15 protein-coding genes are annotated in these 16,840 nt (G+C 63.7%); 10 read left to right on the top strand and 5 right to left on the bottom strand.

Annotation, left to right across the window (positions count from 1 at the left end; all coding sequences use genetic code 11):
* Positions 1–100 precede the first annotated feature (100 nt).
* Complete coding sequence (locus tag ABLE86_RS20675) at positions 101–1,501, bottom strand: RsmB/NOP family class I SAM-dependent RNA methyltransferase (RefSeq protein WP_348780877.1); 1,401 nt, start codon at positions 1,499–1,501, stop codon at positions 101–103.
* Entirely contained in the window at positions 1,492–2,508 is a 1,017-nt protein-coding gene (htpX, locus tag ABLE86_RS20670; protein WP_348780876.1) for a zinc metalloprotease HtpX, read from the bottom strand. Before htpX ends, ABLE86_RS20675 begins: the two co-directional genes overlap by 10 nt.
* 108 nt (positions 2,509–2,616) lie before the next feature.
* On the opposite strand from htpX, the gene ABLE86_RS20665 reads away from it, so the two are divergent.
* Complete coding sequence (locus ABLE86_RS20665) at positions 2,617–2,844, top strand: DUF1674 domain-containing protein (RefSeq protein WP_348780875.1); 228 nt, start codon at positions 2,617–2,619, stop codon at positions 2,842–2,844.
* A 274-nt stretch (positions 2,845–3,118) separates the two neighbouring features.
* On the opposite strand, the gene acs is transcribed toward ABLE86_RS20665, so the two are convergent.
* The gene (acs, locus tag ABLE86_RS20660; RefSeq protein WP_348780874.1) at positions 3,119–5,074 is read right to left on the bottom strand and encodes an acetate--CoA ligase; all 1,956 of its coding nucleotides are present in this window, start codon (positions 5,072–5,074) and stop codon (positions 3,119–3,121) included.
* A 299-nt stretch (positions 5,075–5,373) separates the two neighbouring features.
* Between acs and ABLE86_RS20655 the strand changes: the two genes are divergently transcribed.
* The 3 genes from ABLE86_RS20655 (at position 5,374) to ABLE86_RS20645 (ending at position 8,280) form a co-directional block, all read left to right on the top strand.
* Entirely contained in the window at positions 5,374–5,649 is a 276-nt protein-coding gene (locus tag ABLE86_RS20655; RefSeq protein WP_348780873.1) for an aspartate-semialdehyde dehydrogenase, read from the top strand.
* A 159-nt stretch (positions 5,650–5,808) separates the two neighbouring features.
* Complete coding sequence (locus ABLE86_RS20650) at positions 5,809–6,960, top strand: DUF2235 domain-containing protein (RefSeq protein WP_348780872.1); 1,152 nt, start codon at positions 5,809–5,811, stop codon at positions 6,958–6,960.
* 222 nt (positions 6,961–7,182) lie between these two features.
* Positions 7,183–8,280 carry an ABC transporter substrate-binding protein gene (locus ABLE86_RS20645; RefSeq protein WP_348780885.1) on the top strand — a complete coding sequence of 366 codons (1,098 nt, stop codon included), beginning with the start codon at positions 7,183–7,185 and terminating at the stop codon, positions 8,278–8,280.
* A 99-nt stretch (positions 8,281–8,379) separates the two neighbouring features.
* Here the strand turns inward: ABLE86_RS20645 and ABLE86_RS20640 are convergent, their stop codons facing one another.
* On the bottom strand, positions 8,380–9,042 hold the full coding sequence (locus tag ABLE86_RS20640; RefSeq protein WP_348780871.1) for a YggS family pyridoxal phosphate-dependent enzyme: 663 nt from the start codon (positions 9,040–9,042) through the stop codon (positions 8,380–8,382).
* Positions 9,043–9,186: 144 nt separating this feature from the next.
* Here ABLE86_RS20640 and leuS point away from each other — a divergent pair, with 144 nt between their 5' ends.
* Positions 9,187–11,808, top strand: coding sequence for a leucine--tRNA ligase (gene leuS, locus ABLE86_RS20635; RefSeq protein WP_348780870.1), 2,622 nt, complete (start codon positions 9,187–9,189; stop codon positions 11,806–11,808).
* Positions 11,795–12,364, top strand: coding sequence for an LPS assembly lipoprotein LptE (gene lptE, locus ABLE86_RS20630; protein WP_348780869.1), 570 nt, complete (start codon positions 11,795–11,797; stop codon positions 12,362–12,364). The genes leuS and lptE overlap by 14 nt, the downstream gene beginning before the upstream one ends.
* 188 nt (positions 12,365–12,552) lie before the next feature.
* On the opposite strand, the gene fsa is transcribed toward lptE, so the two are convergent.
* Positions 12,553–13,206 (bottom strand): fructose-6-phosphate aldolase, encoded by a 654-nt coding sequence (gene fsa / locus ABLE86_RS20625; protein WP_348780868.1) that lies wholly within the window; start codon positions 13,204–13,206, stop codon positions 12,553–12,555.
* A 93-nt stretch (positions 13,207–13,299) separates the two neighbouring features.
* On the opposite strand from fsa, the gene ABLE86_RS20620 reads away from it, so the two are divergent.
* The 4 genes from ABLE86_RS20620 to ABLE86_RS20605 all read left to right on the top strand — a co-directional run bounded on the left by ABLE86_RS20620 (position 13,300) and on the right by ABLE86_RS20605 (position 16,704).
* Positions 13,300–15,504, top strand: coding sequence for a primosomal protein N' (locus ABLE86_RS20620; protein WP_348780867.1), 2,205 nt, complete (start codon positions 13,300–13,302; stop codon positions 15,502–15,504).
* Between the two features lie 61 nt (positions 15,505–15,565).
* The gene (locus ABLE86_RS20615; protein WP_348780866.1) at positions 15,566–15,829 is read left to right on the top strand and encodes a type II toxin-antitoxin system ParD family antitoxin; all 264 of its coding nucleotides are present in this window, start codon (positions 15,566–15,568) and stop codon (positions 15,827–15,829) included.
* Positions 15,826–16,218 (top strand): type II toxin-antitoxin system RelE/ParE family toxin, encoded by a 393-nt coding sequence (locus ABLE86_RS20610; protein ID WP_348780865.1) that lies wholly within the window; start codon positions 15,826–15,828, stop codon positions 16,216–16,218. The genes ABLE86_RS20615 and ABLE86_RS20610 overlap by 4 nt, the downstream gene beginning before the upstream one ends.
* Positions 16,219–16,308: 90 nt before the next feature.
* The gene (locus tag ABLE86_RS20605; protein WP_348780864.1) at positions 16,309–16,704 is read left to right on the top strand and encodes a DUF4345 family protein; all 396 of its coding nucleotides are present in this window, start codon (positions 16,309–16,311) and stop codon (positions 16,702–16,704) included.
* Positions 16,705–16,840 lie beyond the last annotated feature (136 nt).

The following is a 16,840-nucleotide window of genomic DNA, read 5'->3' as shown; positions in this document are numbered from 1 at the left end:
CTGATTCAACGCCTGATGCGAAGGCGAAATTAACCACAATCTACAGCTGTGGATAAGTGCTCGCCTTGCATTACAACCATAGCGCGTAGTTGTGCCCGTCTCACGCCAGCCGCCGCAGGCGTGCTGCGAAGAAACCATCGAGCCCGGAAAGTTCGGGCTTTCCCATGTCGAGGTCTGCCGGCGTGGTGCGAAGCGCGCCTTGCGGGGTCAGGAAAGCGTCAATTCCCGGGACCTCGCCGGGCTGGACAGCGTCGTTGGCAATCGACGTCGATCCTGAGAGCGATGCTGTGAGCATCGCCTCGCCTTCCAGCGGGTCGAGCGAACAATTGGAAAAAACGATGCGGCCGCCGGGCTTCACCATCAAGACGGCTCGGGCAAGGAGACGGGTTTGCAGGTCGGCAAGCTTGGCGATGTCCTCGGGCGTCTTGGCCCAGGGCACGTCGGGGTGGCGGCGCACCGTTCCGGTGGACGAGCAGGGAGCATCCAGAAGAACCGCATCGAATAGTTCTTCGGGCTCGAATTTCAGAATGTCCGCATGCACCGTCCGGGCCGAGTAGCCGAGCCGCGCAAGGTTCTGCTCCAGCCGCGCCAACCGGTTTTTGGAATTGTCGATGGCCGTGACGCGCGCGCCGGCCAAAAGAAGCTGGGCCGTCTTGCCGCCGGGTGCGGCGCAGAGATCAACGATGTGCTGGCCAGCGACATCGCCAAACAGGCGAGCCGGCAGAGCGGCAGCGGCATCCTGCACCCACCATTCGCCTTCGGCAAAGCCGGGCAGGTCCGGCACGTCTGCCGCAAGACGCCCGACGCGGACGGAGCCGGTGGGCAGGACGATGCCGCCAAGTTTTTCGGCCCAGCCTTCGGGATCGGATTTCACCGTGAAGTCGACGGGTGCCTCGATGCGGTGCATGTCGAGGATGCGAGTGGCGGTTTCAGCGCCGTAAGCCGCCACAAGGCGGTCGCGAAACCAGTCGGGCGCATCCTGCGTGGAGGCCAGCGTGGCCGGAAGCTCGGCCTCCTTGCCGCGCGCGATCGAACGCAGCACCCCGTTGACCAGGCCCGAGAAGCGCGCGGTGCGCGGATCGCTCTTGGCGTGGGTGACGGCAAGGTCGACCGCGGCGCTGTCGGGAATGTCGAGGAACAGGATCTGCGCGGCCGCCACATGCAATATATGGGACAATGCGGTGGCATTGGCCGGCAGGGGCCGCTCCAGCCTCGCGGCAATTAGATTTGCAATGGTGCGCCGGTAGCGCAGCGCGGTGACCAGTATGGCGCGAACCAGCGCGCGGTCGCGCATGTCGAGTGCGCGAAACTGCGGATGACCATGATCGTGGTCGGTGAGCCCGTCGAGCGAGGTATGGGCGTCGATGACTGCCGCCAGCAGCTTGGCCGCGGCCTTGCGCGCGGCAAGGCCGGGCGCGCCATTGCCGCCCTCGCGTTCGGGGGCTGCCGGTCTTGACGATTTGGGTTTCGCGCGCCGCCGCTCGTCCACCTTCACGACCACGGACCCTTCGGCCCGGTGGGATTGCGTCCCCAAGGCCCGGAATCGGGCTCCGAAGGCTTAGGCGAGCCCCATGGTCCGCCTTCGCCGCGCGGAGCGGTGTCGCGCGGCGCGCTCGGACGAATGTTCACGTCGCGGCTGCTCATGCCGCCGCCGCCCATGCCTTCACGGGCCATTTCCTGCAGCGCAGCTATGCGATTTTCGGTGTCGGGGTGGGTTGAAAACAGATTGTCCATGCGCTCGCCGGAAAGCGGATTGATGATGAATAGAGGCGCCATGGCGGGATTGCGCTCTGCTTCGGGGTTGTGGATGCGTTCGACGCTGCGGGCGATCTTGTCAAGGGCTGAAGCCAGCCACAGCGGTTGGCCACAGATTTCCGCGCCGCGGCGGTCTGCCGAATATTCGCGGGTGCGGCTGATCGCCATCTGCACCAGCATGGCGGCAAAGGGCGCGACGATGACCGCCACCAGCATGCCCACCATGCCTAGCCGATTGTTGTTTTCGCGGTTGCTTCCGCCACCGAGGAAGAAGGCGAAGTTGGCCAGCATGGAGATGGCGCCGGCCAGCGTGGCGGTGATCGTCATGGTCAGCGTGTCGCGGTTCTGCACATGGGCAAGCTCGTGCGCCATCACGCCGGCTACTTCCTCGTGCGAGAGCCGTTCCAGCAGGCCGGTGGTGGCCGCGACCGCCGCGTTCTGCGGGTTGCGCCCGGTGGCGAAGGCATTGGGCTGCGGATTGTCGATGAGATAGACCTTGGGCATGGGCAGGCCCGCCCTTTTCGCCAACTCGCGCACTATGGCGTAGTATTCCGGGGCGCTGCGCTCGTCGACCTCGACCGCATGGTTCATGCTCAGAACCATCTTGTCGGCGTTCCAATAGCTGAACAGGTTTGTTGCCGCAGCGATCAGGAAGGCGATCATCATGCCGTTGGCGCCGCCGATCAGATAGCCAACTGCCATGAACAGCGCGGTCATGAAGGCCAACAGCATTGCGGTGCGAATGAGATTCATTCGTGGTCTCCAGTTGGGGCCCGCCGGAACGAGTCGATCCCAGGTCCATCTTTGGCTATATGATGGGTAGCAACTCGTCAGGTTTCAATCACATCGCCAGGAGTTTCCATGGCTGAGCAACTCGCAAAAGGCGCCGAAATGGAGGCCGCCGAAGCCACGCCCGAACCGAAGAAACTGACGCCGGCCGCCGAGCGGGCGTTGCAGGAAGCCGAGGCGCGCCGAAAGGCCTATCTCGAGCAGGAGGCGTCACTGCCGCGCGAGCTGGGCGGGCGCGGCGGCAAGGAACCGGTGCGCTATGGCGACTGGGAAATAAAAGGCATCGCCAGCGACTTCTGACATCTGGCCGCTGTCGACAGGAGACAAAAAAGACCGCCGCTTCCTGTGAAGCGGCGGCCCGTTCTTTCGTCCGGCGTGCGGTCGTCAGCAAGGGCTCTCAAGAGCTCGCCTGCCGCACGTCATGCACTTCAACGGAGAGGCTGCTCCCCGCGAAGGCAATCCGCCGAGACCTCACGCAGGAAAACGAAATCACTCGACATCGGATCACCTCCTTTCGATTGGTTGAACATGTCGCCCAATGTGGGGGCCGGTGATCCGCTGTGCAAGTGGCGAGTTATGCCTTCTTGTTCTGCCGGTGCTGGATCAGGTCGTCGACAACGGCCGGGTCGGCCAGCGTCGAGGTATCGCCCAGGGCTGCGAAATCGTCCTCGGCGATCTTGCGCAGGATGCGGCGCATGATCTTGCCCGAGCGCGTCTTGGGCAGGCCCGGCGCGAACTGGATCTTGTCGGGCGAAGCGATCGGGCCGATCTCCTTGCGCACATGTGCGACGAGTTCCTTGCGCAGATCCTCGCTCGCCTCCACCCCGTCCATCAGCGTGACATAGCTGTAGATGCCCTGGCCCTTGATGTCGTGCGGGTAGCCGACGACGGCCGCTTCCGACACCTTGTCGTGGCTGACCAGTGCCGATTCCACCTCGGCCGTGCCCATGCGGTGGCCCGATACGTTGATGACGTCGTCGACCCGGCCGGTGATCCAGTAATAGCCGTCCGCGTCGCGGCGGCAGCCGTCGCCGGTGAAATACTTGTCCTTGTAGGTGGCGAAATAGGTCTGGATGAAGCGCTCGTGGTCGCCATAGACGGTGCGCATCTGCCCCGGCCAGGAGCGGGCGATGCACAGATTACCGTCGGCCACGCCCTCCAGCACATTGCCCTCATTGTCGACCAGTTCCGGCACGATGCCGAAGAAGGGCCGGGTGGCGGAGCCGGGCTTGAGGTCGGTGGCGCCGGGCAGCGGCGTGATCAGGATGCCGCCGGTCTCGGTCTGCCACCAGGTGTCGACGATCGGCACCTTCTTCTCGCCGACCACATTGAAATACCATTGCCAGGCTTCCGGGTTGATCGGCTCGCCCACCGAGCCAAGCACGCGCAGGCTCTTGCGCGAGCTCTTCTGAACCCAATCGTCGCCGGCGCCCATCAAAGCGCGGATCGCGGTGGGGGCGGTGTAGAAGATGTTGACCTTGTGCTTGTCGACCACCTCCCAGAACCGGCCCGGCGTCGGGTAGTTGGGCACGCCCTCGAACATCAGCGTCGTGGCGCCGTTGGCGAGCGGGCCGTAGAGGATGTAGCTGTGGCCCGTCACCCAGCCGACATCGGCCGTGCACCAGTAGATGTCGCCGTCATGGTAGTCGAACACATATTGGTGGGTCATCGCGGCATAGACGAGATAGCCGCCGGTGGTGTGCAGCACGCCCTTGGGCTTGCCGGTCGAGCCGGAGGTATAGAGGATGAACAGCGGGTCCTCCGCCTTCATGTTCTCGGGCTTGCAGTCCGGCTTCGCCGCCGCGGTCTCGTCGTGGTACCAGAGGTCGCGATTGGAGAACCAGGCGATCTTGCCGGCTGTGCGGCGCACCACCAGCACATTCTTGACCACCACGCCCTGCCGCCCGGCGATGTCGATGGCCTTGTCGGTGTTGTCCTTCAGGGGAACGGTCTTGCCGCCGCGCAGTCCCTCGTCGGCGGTGATGACGAAGGTGGATTCGCAGTCGACGATACGGCCGGCCAGCGCGTCGGGCGAAAAGCCGCCGAACACCACCGAATGGATGGCGCCGATGCGGGCGCAGGCCAGCATCGCATAGGCGGCTTCCGGAATCATCGGCATGTAGATGGTGACGCGGTCACCCTTCTTCACGCCGTGCTTCTTCAGCACATTGGCCAGCCGGCAAACGTGGTCGTAAAGCTCGTTATAGGTGATCTTCTTGTCGTCGTAAGGGTTGTCGCCCTCCCAGATGATGGCGGTCTGGTTGCCGCGCTTCTTCAGGTGGCGGTCGATGCAGTTGTAGGAGACGTTGGTGACGCCGTCCTCGTACCACTTGATCGAGACCTTGCCCGAGAACGAGGCATTCATCACCTTGGTGTAGGGCTTGAACCAGTCGATCCGCTTGCCGTGCTTGCCCCAGAACTTGTCTGGGTTCTTCACGCTCTCGGCATACCATTTGAGGTAGGTTTCGTCGTCGAGCAGCGCGTTCTTCTTCCACCCGGGCTGAACGCGGTAGACATTGGTATCGGACATTTTCACTCCCCACGATTCTCGCGCACCGACCGCGCGGTGGCGCGCTCCATGTTCGGGCTCAATTAATATCATTCCGCCAATAGTAACAATATTAGACCCGGAGAATGCCCGGCGTCGAGGAAAACGCAAGCTCCGGCACTCGTCCGCCCCGCACTGGCACTCTTCTTTACGAGTGCTGCCAAGTTATTGATTTGACGCCTGAAACCCTTTGGCGCGGGGCGCGTTCACGTTGACGTTGGAACATCCAGCCGTATGATCCGCTATAGTGGGATAAATCGGAAGGAGGCGGGTGAAAGGCCATGCAGGATATTTCCGAACTGGAACTCATGCTCAACGGCTATGGGCTCACAACGGCGCAGTTTCTCTACCACATGCCCGATCATCCGCATCTGCTGCAGACATTCGTCTGGCAGGATTACGACCTGGCGCCCGAGTTCCCTGGATTGTTCCGGTTCATCCGCTTCTGGGAGGAGAGGCTCGAGGGGCCCCTGCATTCGGTCCGTTACGTGCACAGGCGGCTCATTGCCCCGAACGAATGGCGCAACGTCGACGGCGAATTCCTGCTGCCGCATTGATTGATGTAAGAATTGGTCCCGGTTTTGCGATCAATAGATCGCGTTTTTCATAAATGGCACACTTGAGCCGCGAGCAATATTGCTGCTTGGCAGCAGATTCCATTGCTGAATGGAGGTGTTGTTAGTAAGCTTCCATTGGGTTCTTTTTCGGGGGTGCTCATGTCTGACGAAAAATGGTGCCTGATCTTCTCCGATGGCACAGGCCAGCGTGGCGTGAGGGACGATGCCTCTGCCCTGAACACAAATGTGTTTCGCATGTTTCTCGCCGCGGAAGGACTGCCGGGCTTCGAAGTGTTTTATGACGCGGGTCTTGGCGCCCCTCCGGAGCCTGCGGACGACGACGAGGCGCTGGCTGCCGGAGCCGACTCCCTGACCCGCAAGCTGCGCAACCTGTGGAGCAAGGCAACCGGCTGGGGCATCACGGCCAATATCGTCGAGTGCTACGAAGCGTTGATGGAGCGCTGGGAGCCCGGCATGAGGATCGGTTTCTTCGGCTTCAGCCGCGGCGCCTATACCGTGCGGTGCCTTGGCGGCGTGCTTTCGACATGCGGCATTGCGACCCTGGAGGGCGGTGTCCGGCTTTCGCAAGACAGGAACAGCCAAGACGCCGCCCGCCGCCGGCAGATCGCCGAGGAGGCGGTCGCGGCCTACAAGATCAGGGATGCGGCGCAGCGGAAATCGGCCGGGAAAGCTTTTGCCAGCAAATATGGTGCTGCCCCGGTGGCGCCTGATGTGATCGGCGTCTTCGATACCGTCAAGGCGCTGGGGTTGCCCGGCATCATGAACGTGGTGAACCCCTATCGGCACGAGTTCCACGACACGGAATTGTCCACCCGCGTTCCTGTCGGGCTCCACGCCTTGTCGATCGACGAGAACCGCAAGGTCTTCGCTCCCGTCTTGTGGGACGACGCCAGCGGTTCCGGCCAGATCATCGAACAATGCTGGTTCCCGGGCGTGCATTCCGATGTCGGCGGCGGCTATGGCGATGACAATCGGCTGGCCGATCTGGCGCTGGCATGGATGCTGGGCCGCCTGCGCAGCCTCGTCGGGCTTCAGATTCCCATCCCCGTGACAGCCGATGGCAAGGTACTTGGCCGGACCCATGACGAGCGGACGGGTTTCGGCAGGTTCTGGACCCCCGGCACCCGGTCCATCATGGCCGAGGCGGTCGACCGGGCAGCATTGTGCCATGAAATCGAAAAGCGCTTTGAGGGCAATGGCTATCGGCCGCCGTCGCTCGGCCACCATCCCCGCGTGTCGCATTACTACACCCGCAAGGCAAAAAGGGTCTCTCCCGAGCGCATGGCGTGAAGCCCGGGTGATGCATTGACGTAGAGGAAACACGCTGGCGCCGGTAGCGCCATTGTTGGTGCGGCCATGCTGGGCTAGGCTATGAGCCTGTGACCTGTCGGGCGTGGCTGATTGCCAATGCGACGGCGAATGGCTATGCGCGAATACAGACTTGGTCGAGCCCAGTATTCCTGAGGGTTTTCTGAGGTTATTCGGAGGAGGATTGACGTGAATACAAAGAAACTGCTTGCCGGCGTTGCATTCGCCGCGTCCCTGGTCGTTGCGGCGTCGTCCGCGCGTGCGGATGTCGTGATCGGCCTGGTGGCGCCTTTGACCGGTCCCGTCGCCGCCTATGGCGACCAGGTGAAGAACGGCGCCGAGGCGGCCGTGGACACGATCAACAAGAATGGCGGCATTCTCGGCGAAAAGGTCGTGCTCAAGCTGGCCGACGATGCCGGCGATCCCAAGCAGGGCGTGTCGGCCGCGAACAATTTGGTGGGTGACGGCGTACACTATGTCGTCGGCCCGGTGACGTCGGGCGTTGCGATGCCCGCTTCGGACGTCTTCGCCGAAAACGGCGTGCTGATGGTGACGCCGACCGCCACCGCGCCGGATCTGACCAACCGTGGCCTGGCCAATGTGCTGCGCACCTGCGGCCGCGACGACCAGCAGGCCGAGGTGGCGGCCAAATACGTCCTCGAGCACATGAAGGACAAGAAGATCGCCGTCATCCACGACAAGGGAACCTACGGCAAGGGGCTTGCCGACTCCTTCAAGTCCGTTCTCAATGCCGGCGGCGTCAACGAAGTGCTTTATGAAGGGCTTACCGCGGGCGAGAAGGACTTCTCGGCCATTGTGGGTCGTCTGAAGAAGGACGGCGCCGAGGTCATCTATTTCGGCGGTTACCACCCCGAAGGCGGCCTGCTTGCCCGCCAGCTCGCCGACGCCGGCGTGACGGCGCAGATCATCGGCGGCGAAGGCCTCTCCAACACCGAATACTGGGCGATCGGCAACCAGGCGGCTGCCGGCACGCTGTTCACCAACGCCACCGATGCGCTGAAGAACCCGGATTCGGCCGAAGCCGTGCAGGTGCTGAAGGACAAGGGCGTTCCGCCGGAAGCCTTCACGCTCAACGCCTATGCGGCGGTCGAGGTTCTCAAGGCGGGCATCGAAAAGGCCGGCAAGGCCGACGATACGGCAGCGGTCGCCGCTGCGATCAAGTCGGGCGAGCCGATTGCCACTGCCATCGGCAAGCTGACCTATGGCGAAAACGGCGACCTCAGCTCGCCGAGCTTCTCGCTGTTCAAGTGGGAAGACGGCAAGATCGTCTCCGTCGACTGAGCTTCAACGGGGCGCAAATGAAAGAGGCCGGAGGTTACTCCGGCCTTTTTGTTTGTTCGTCCAGTATGGCAAGGCTGGCGCGGCCCGCCGCCACGGGAGTTACCTGGCGCCGAAAATCGCCGAGCCGACGCGCACGCTGGTGGCGCCGAATGCGACGGCGATGTCGTAGTCGCCAGACATACCCATGGACAGCTTCTCGACCCCGGCCTCCCGCGCCAGCTTTTCGAGCAGCGCGAAGTGCGGGCCGGGGTTTTCCTCCGCCGGCGGGATGCACATCAGGCCTTCGATCGCGAGATTGTGAACGTCACGGCAGCGCTTGACGAATTCCACCGCTTGGCGCGGCTCGATGCCGGCCTTCTGCGGCTCCGAGCCGGTGTTGACCTGGACGTAGAGCTTTGGCGCGCGGCCCTGCCTGACAATCTCCTTGGCCAGCTCTGCGGCGATCTTCTCGCGGTCGACGGTTTCGATGACGTCGAACAGGGCGACGGCTTCCTTGGCCTTGTTGGATTGCAGCGGGCCTATGAGGTGCAGTTCGATATCCGGGAATTCCTGCTTCAGCGCCGGCCACTTGCCTTGCGCTTCCTGCACGCGGTTCTCGCCGAACACACGCTGGCCCGCTTCGAGCACGGGGTGGATGGCGTCGGCATCGAAGGTCTTGGAGACGGCCACAAGCGTTGCTGAGCCATCCGGGCGCTCCGCCTCGCGCTCGGCGGCGGCAATCTTTCGCTTGACCTCGAGAAGCTGTTCCACCGACTTTTCCATGCCCTGGCCCTGCTGCTTTTTGCCCGGCTCCGGCCCTGCCGGAGTTGACGGGTCCGGGAATCCATGATGAACACCCGACAACGATTTCCTGAACCGCGGGTTTTCGCCCCGGTTCCATGCACGCTTTTAAGTGAAAAACATCCGATGGCAACCGAACGATACAATCCGCGCGCGACCGAGCCCAAATGGCAGAAGGCCTGGGACGCCAAGAAGCTCTTCGAAGCGAAGAACGACGACCCGCGCCCGAAATACTACGTGCTGGAGATGTTCCCCTATCCGTCGGGGCGCATCCATATCGGTCACACCCGCAACTACACGATGGGCGACGTGGTGGCCCGCTACAAGCGCGCCAAGGGCTTCAACGTGCTGCACCCGATGGGCTGGGATGCCTTCGGCATGCCGGCCGAGAACGCCGCCATGCAGAACAAGGTCCATCCCAAGGACTGGACCTACGACAACATCGCCACCATGCGCGCGCAGCTGAAGGTGATGGGCCTGTCGATCGACTGGTCGCGCGAGTTCGCCACCTGCGACGTCGACTACTACCACCGCCAGCAGATGCTGTTCCTCGACATGGTCGAGAAGGGGCTGGTCACGCGCAAGTCGTCAAAGGTCAACTGGGACCCCGTCGACATGACGGTGCTCGCCAACGAGCAGGTCATCGACGGGCGCGGCTGGCGCTCGGGCGCGCTGGTCGAGCAGCGCGAGCTGACGCAGTGGTTCTTCAAGATCACCGACTATGCGCAGGACCTGCTGGATTCCCTGGAAGGCCTGGACGACTGGCCCGAGAAGGTTCGCACCATGCAGTCGAACTGGATCGGCCGCTCGGAAGGCATGCTGATCCGCTGGGCGATCGCCGAAGGCACCGCGCCCAATGGCGAGACCGAGCTGGAAGTCTACACCACCCGCCCCGATACGATCTTCGGCGCCTCCTTCATGGCGGTTGCCGCCGACCACCCGCTGGCCAAGAAGGCCGCCGAGAAAAACCCCGAGCTTGCCGCCTTCATCGAGGACGTGCATCACATGGGCACCTCGGTGGCAGTTCTCGAAACCGCCGAGAAGAAGGGTTTTGACACCGGCATCCGTGTCGTCCACCCCTTCGACGACAGCTGGACGCTGCCGGTCTATGTGGCGAATTTCGTGCTGATGGACTACGGCACGGGCGCGATCTTCGGCTGCCCCTCGGGCGACCAGCGCGACCTCGACTTCGCCAACAAATACGGCCTGCCGGCGATCCCGGTGGTGATGCCGGAAGGCGCGGATGCGGCGACCTTCCAGGTCACCGAGGAAGCCTATACCGACGACGGCGTGATGATCAATTCGCGCTTCCTGGACGGCATGAAGCCCAAGCAGGCTTTTGAAGAGGTTGCGAAGCGCCTGGGCGAGAAGTCCATCGGCAACCACGTCGTGGGCGAGCGCAAGGTGAATTTCCGCCTGCGCGACTGGGGCATCTCGCGCCAGCGCTACTGGGGCTGCCCTATCCCGATGATCCACTGCGAGGATTGCGGCACGGTGCCGGTGCCGCGCGCCGACCTGCCGGTGAAGCTGCCGGACGACATCGACTTCGAAAAGCCGGGCAATCCGCTCGACCGTCATGCCAGCTGGCGCCATGTGAAGTGCCCGAACTGCGGCAAGGACGCGCGCCGCGAAACCGACACGATGGACACTTTCGTCGACTCGTCCTGGTATTTCGCCCGCTTCACCGCGCCGTGGGAAAACGAGCCGACCGACCCCAAGGCTGCAAATGAATGGCTGCCGGTCGACCAGTATATCGGCGGCATCGAGCACGCGATCCTGCACCTGCTCTATTCGCGCTTCTTCACCCGTGCCATGCGCGACACGGGCCATCTGGACCTCGCCGAACCGTTCAAGGGCCTGTTCACGCAGGGCATGGTGGTGCACGAGACCTACAAGGCCGAGGACGGCCGCTGGCTGTCGCCGACCGAGGTGCGGCTGGAGACCGACGGGACGACACGCCACGCCGTCGAGATCGCCACGGGTAAGCCGGCTACCATCGGCACGCTCGAGAAGATGTCGAAGTCGAAGAAGAACACGGTGAGCCCGGAAGAGATCACCGACGGCTACGGCGCCGACACCGCGCGCTGGTTCATGCTGTCGGACTCGCCGCCGGAGCGCGACGTGGAGTGGACAGACGACGGCGCGGCCGGCGCGCATCGCTTCGTGCAGCGCGTCTGGCGCGTGATTTCCATGGCAGCCGAGGCGCTTGCCGGCGTCCAGCCGGCTCCGGCGCGCGACGGTGCTGCCAGCTCGGTTTCGAAGGCCGCGCACAAGGCGCTCAAGGCGGTCGGCGAGGATGTCGAGAAGCTTGCCTTCAACCGCGCCATCGCGCGCATCTACGAACTCACCAATGCCCTTGCGGGGCCGGTGGGCGAGATCGCCGAAGGCAAGGGCGACGACGCGCTGAAGGCTGCGGCGCGCGAGGCATCTGAAATCCTCGTGCATCTCATCGCGCCCTTCATGCCGCACCTGGCCGAGGAATGCTGGGCAGCGCTCGGCGGCAAGGATCTGGTCGCGGAACGCTCCTGGCCGCAGTTCGAACCGGCATTGGTGGTGGACAACGACTTCACCTACCCGGTGCAGGTCAACGGAAAGAAGCGTGCGGATTTGACAATTGCCCGCGACGCAGACCAAGCTGCGGTCGAAAAGGCAGTGCTGGAGCTGGAGTCGGTCCAGAAGGCGCTGGAAGGAAAGACGCCGCGCAAGGTGATCGTCGTGCCGCAAAGGATCGTCAATGTCGTTGCCTGACCAGACGCGCAACTCCAGGCCCCCCCTGCCACGCAGTCTCCTGGCCATCGGTGTGTTGCTTGCCGTTGCAACTGCTTCGGCCTGCACCGTCCGGCCGCTCTATTCGGTGGCGCCGACGCCGGAAGGCGCAGCTATCGGGGCGACTTCTGCGGGCTTGAGCACGGTCGCCGTCAAGCCGGTGCAGACCCGCTATGCGCAGCAGGTGCGCAACAAGCTTATCTTCGGCCTCAATGGCGGCGCTGGCCAGCCGGCGACCCCGCTTTACTCGCTGGATCTCGATGTCACCCAGCGCAAGGCTGCGGCTGCCGTCGTCCAGCGTCCGACCGAGGACGAGCCGACTGCCGGCACGATGACGCTGACCTCGAACTACGTCCTGCGGGAAATAGCCACGGGCAGGGTGGTCGGGCTGGGCAAGCGCAGCATCACGTCGTCTTTCGACATTCCGCGACAGTCCTTTGCGGCCCTGCGCGCCGAGCGTGATGCCGAGGACCGGGCGGCGCGCGAACTGGCGGAGGTTCTGCGGCTGGCGATTGCCCAGGATCTCACCAGGATCTGACAGAGGGCGATGCCGGTGCCGTTGTGGCGCGGGCATTTGAGACCGCCAGGACCGAACACCCACCAAAAAGAGAGCCCTTTGCGCGTCCTTTCCGGACATGCAAAGGGCTCTCGGGTTTTCAATGCATCCGCTTGCGGATGCATGTCGGTCAAGCGCCGACCGGCCTCGGCCAGCCGGCGCCCAAGCTATCAGGCGATCTTCTGGCCGGTCTTGGCCCAGTCGGCCAGGAACATTTCCAGGCCCTTGTCGGTCAGCGGGTGCTTGACCAGCGCCTTCAGCGTTGCCGGCGGGATGGTGGCAACATCGGCGCCGATGAGCGCGGCGCGCTTGACGTGTTCGACGGTGCGGATCGAGGCCGCCAGGATTTCGGTGTCGAAACCGTAATTGTCATAGACCTGACGAATTTCGGCGATCACTTCCATGCCGTCGAAGCCCATGTCGTCGAGGCGGCCGATGAAAGGCGAGATGAAGGTGGCGCCGGCCTTGGCGGCCAGCAGCGCCTGATTGGCGGAGAAGCAAAGCGTGACGTTCACCAGGCGGCCGTCGGAGGTCAGAGATTTGCAGGCCTTGAGTCCGTCGAGCGTCAGCGGCACCTTGATGCAGATGTTGTCGGCGATCTTGGAGAGAACCTCCGCCTCCTTCATCATCTCGGCATATTCGGTCGCAGCCACTTCGGCCGAAACCGGGCCCTCGACGATGTCGCAGATTTCCTTGGTCACTTCGGCGATGTTGCGGCCGGACTTGAGGATCAGCGACGGATTGGTGGTGACGCCGTCGAGCAGGCCGAGTTCATTGAGCTCTCGGATTTCCTTGACGTCGGCCGTATCGACGAAGAACTTCATGGGGGTATGTCTCCTTGGCAAATTTTGCGTCTTGGGAAGCGCATTTCTGTTCGGCCTTTGCTCTAACGTAAAGTCGAGGCAAGGTCACCCGTCATGAAACAAGATTCGCCCGAAACCGTGGCGTCGCAAAAGCCGGTGGCGATCGTGCCGGTGCTGGTGCCGATGCCGGCCGAACGCCCCTACAGCTATGCGGTGCCGGCCGGAACGACCGTGGTGCCGGGGTCCATCGTGCGCGTGCCGCTGGGCCCGCGCGAGGTTGCGGGCATCGTCTGGGACGGGCCGGGCGAGGCGGTGGACGCGCGCAAGCTCAGGACGATCTCGCACGTCTTCGACTGTCCCCCGGTCGACGAATCCATGCGCCGCTTCGTCGACTGGATCGCGGCCTATACGCTGTCGCCGCCCGGCATGGTGGCGCGCATGATCCTGCGCGCTCCCGAAGCCTTCGATCCGGAGCCCTGGGTGGAAGGGCTGCAGCTTACCGGCATGGAGCCCGACCGCGTGACCGATGCGCGCCGGCGTGTGCTGGAAATGGCGTCCGACGGCCTGGCCTGGACGCGCTCGGGCCTGGCGCATGCTGCCGGTGTGTCGTCCACCGTCATCGATGGGCTGAAGGCGCAGGGCGTGTTCGAAACGGTAATGATTCCGCCGCGCCCGGTGGTGGCTCCCCCGGACCCCGACTACGCCAAGGCAGATCTGACAAACGACCAGGAGGCAGCCGCCGCGACGTTGCGGGACAAGGTTGCGGCCGACGCGTTCAATGTGACGCTGCTCGACGGCGTCACCGGGTCGGGCAAGACAGAGGTCTATTTCGAGGCGGTTGCCGCAGCTCTCGAAAAGGGCAAGCAGGTACTGATTCTGCTGCCGGAAATTGCGCTGACCCAGGCCTTTCTCGAGCGCTTCCAGAACCGATTCGGCGCAAAGCCCGGCGAATGGCACTCCGACCTTGCCCCCCGCAAGCGCGAACGCGTCTGGCGCCAGGTTGCGGAAGGCAGCGTGCGGGTGGTGGCGGGCGCGCGTTCGGCGCTGTTCCTGCCCTTCAAGGAGCTTGGGCTGATCGTCGTCGACGAAGAGCACGACCCTGCCTACAAGCAGGAGGACCGCGTTTTCTACAATGCCCGCGACATGGCGGTGGTGCGCGGCCATCTCGGCCGGTTCCCGGTGGTGCTGGCCTCGGCCACGCCTTCCGTCGAAAGCCGGGTCAACGCCGAGCAGGGGCGATATGAGCGTTCCGTGCTGGCAGCGCGATTCGCCGAGGCTGCCCTTCCCGACATCAAGGCGGTGGACATGCGCCGCGCCCCGCCGGCGCGAGGCGGGTTTTTGTCACCCGTGTTGCTGGAGCAGATGCAGAAGACGCTGGAGAGGGGCGAGCAGTCGCTTCTGTTCCTCAACCGGCGCGGCTATGCGCCCCTGACGCTCTGCCGGGTCTGCGGCCATCGTTTCCAGTGCCCGTCCTGCTCGGCATGGCTGGTGGAGCATCGATTCCGCGGCCAGATCGTCTGCCACCACTGCGGCCACAACGAAAAGCGGCCGGAAGCCTGCCCGGAATGCGGCACGCTCGACCATCTCGTCGCCTGTGGGCCGGGGGTGGAGCGAATCGCCGAGGAGGTTGTTGGGCATTTTCCCGAAGCGCGCACCATCGTCCTGTCCTCCGACATGCTTGGCGGAGTGAAGCGCCTCAGACTGGAGCTGGAAGCCATCGCCAATGGCGAGGCCGACATCGTCATCGGCACGCAGCTGGTGGCGAAGGGACACAATTTCCCCAACATGACGCTGGTCGGCGTGGTCGATGCCGATCTCGGCCTCGCCAATGGCGATCCGCGCGCCGCCGAGCGGACTTTCCAGCTCTTGAGCCAGGTCACCGGCCGCGCCGGCCGCACCGGCAAGAAGAGTCTGGGCCTGCTTCAGACCTACCAGCCCGGCCATCCGGTCATGCAGGCGATCGTCTCGGGCGATTCTGAAGCGTTTTACGATCGCGAGATCGCCGAGCGCGAGCGTGCCGCGCTGCCCCCATTCGGCCGCCTTGCCGGCATCATCGTCAGCGCCGACACGCGGGCGGAAGCCGAAGCCCATGCCCGACTGCTGCGCCGCGCCGCGCCGGCGGCCAAGGACATCAGCGTTCTCGGCCCGGCCGAGGCACCGCTGTCGCTGGTAGCCGGCCGCCATCGCTTCCGCCTCCTGGCGCACGGTGAACGGCGCTGCGACATGCAGGGCTTTATCCGTGCCATGCTGGCGGCTGGACCCAAGGTCCGCGGCTCGATCAGGGTACAGGTCGACATCGATCCGCAGAGTTTCCTGTGATTGGCAAATTTTGACAAAGCTCGTTGGCGGTCATAGATTCCAAGGTCAGGAGGCCAGCGCCATGCCGACGATGAATGTGAGCTTGACCGCGGAAATGGCGGACTTCGTGGAGGCCGAGGTTTCGAGCGGAGATTATGTCTCCGCTAGTGAGGTGGTCAGGGACGCCCTCCGCATCATGCGCCACGAAAAGGAACAGCATGAGATAAAACTCGGCCTGCTACGTGCCGAGATCGAGCGAGGATACCGCGAAATGGAGCAAGGCGAGTTTTCCCACCGTTCGGTCGATGACATCGCCCGGGCCGTCCGTCGTGAGAGGAAAGCTTGAAGTTTCGGCTCACAAAAGCCGCAGACGGAGACATCGCCGCACTATTTCGGGAAACCTACCGGCTTTTCGGGGAAAACCAGCTCAAGCACTACACGGAGATCGTCCAGCGCGGCATTGCGATGATCGCGGAAGAACCGTTTCGCGCCTCGTCGCAGCGCCGGGACGATCTACGGGCCGGCGTCAGGTCCTTTCATCTCCAACTCGCTGCCGGGCGCCACAAGGGCGCCGCGCATGTTCTGTATTATAGCCTCGACCCTTCCGACGGAGAGACCGTCGTTGTCCTGCGCGTTCTGGCCGAGGAGATGGAGCCAAAGAAAAGAATCGCGCAGTCGCTGCGTGCGGGGGAGGGCCTGGCCAAAAAGGGAGATAGAACGCGCGAGAGGGAGTGAGGGTCACTTCGTTGGCGTGCTTTCCATCTGGCGGACCGGCAGTTGCCGGGTAAAATGCCCACTCAAAACACAGCGATTCTGGAGGGGTTTATGGAATTCGCGTTTCCCTGGCCGATGACGCCGGGTGAATGGTGGGCATGGTCGTCGGCCGCCGTGACGGTGCTTTTCGGCCTTGTGCTGCTGTTTGCGCCGAGGGTTTCGTTGCGAATCTTGCGCTTGCAGCCGGTGGAAACCCGGCAGGAGGCGGTTGCAGAGGCGCGCGCGACCATGGCGGGATTCTATCTCGGCCTTGGCATGTGCTGCATCCTGCTCGCGCAGCCGCTCCTTTATCTGGCGCTCGGCTTCTCATGGCTGTTCACGGCATTCGGGCGCATCATCTCCATGCTTTCGGACCAGGGAAACAAGCTTTATAATTGGGTTTGGTTGTTCCTGGCGCTGGTTTTGGCGGGATTGCCGCTGGCTTTCGCCTTCGGTTTTTCCGGCTAAATGATCTTTCCGGTCGTTCGGTGGTGCGGGGATGCGACAAATCTGCCCGATACCCGCATCTTCCACGTGTTGCGACTCTGGAAGGCCTGTGCTAGACGGCATTCGACTTTTGATCGGAGGGTGCACCAGCGGCGCT

The organism is Mesorhizobium sp. KR2-14 (assembly GCF_040049255.1).
Taxonomy (GTDB): domain Bacteria; phylum Pseudomonadota; class Alphaproteobacteria; order Rhizobiales; family Rhizobiaceae; genus Pseudaminobacter.
Note: the sequence above shows the minus strand (reverse complement) of the source record. Positions and strands in the feature narration are given on the sequence as shown.

Bases quoted from the DNA above. Each gene is read 5' to 3' on its own strand.
- htpX (WP_348780876.1), bottom strand. From the start codon at position 2,508: ATGAATCTCATTCGCACCGCAATGCTGTTGGCCTTCATGACCGCGCTG.
- ABLE86_RS20665 (WP_348780875.1), top strand. From the start codon at position 2,617: ATGGCTGAGCAACTCGCAAAAGGCGCCGAAATGGAGGCCGCCGAAGCC.
- acs (WP_348780874.1), bottom strand. From the start codon at position 5,074: ATGTCCGATACCAATGTCTACCGCGTTCAGCCCGGGTGGAAGAAGAAC.
- ABLE86_RS20655 (WP_348780873.1), top strand. From the start codon at position 5,374: ATGCAGGATATTTCCGAACTGGAACTCATGCTCAACGGCTATGGGCTC.
- ABLE86_RS20650 (WP_348780872.1), top strand. From the start codon at position 5,809: ATGTCTGACGAAAAATGGTGCCTGATCTTCTCCGATGGCACAGGCCAG.
- ABLE86_RS20640 (WP_348780871.1), bottom strand. From the start codon at position 9,042: ATGGAAAAGTCGGTGGAACAGCTTCTCGAGGTCAAGCGAAAGATTGCC.
- leuS (WP_348780870.1), top strand. From the start codon at position 9,187: ATGGCAACCGAACGATACAATCCGCGCGCGACCGAGCCCAAATGGCAG.
- lptE (WP_348780869.1), top strand. From the start codon at position 11,795: ATGTCGTTGCCTGACCAGACGCGCAACTCCAGGCCCCCCCTGCCACGC.
- fsa (WP_348780868.1), bottom strand. From the start codon at position 13,206: ATGAAGTTCTTCGTCGATACGGCCGACGTCAAGGAAATCCGAGAGCTC.
- ABLE86_RS20620 (WP_348780867.1), top strand. From the start codon at position 13,300: ATGAAACAAGATTCGCCCGAAACCGTGGCGTCGCAAAAGCCGGTGGCG.
- ABLE86_RS20615 (WP_348780866.1), top strand. From the start codon at position 15,566: ATGCCGACGATGAATGTGAGCTTGACCGCGGAAATGGCGGACTTCGTG.
- ABLE86_RS20605 (WP_348780864.1), top strand. From the start codon at position 16,309: ATGGAATTCGCGTTTCCCTGGCCGATGACGCCGGGTGAATGGTGGGCA.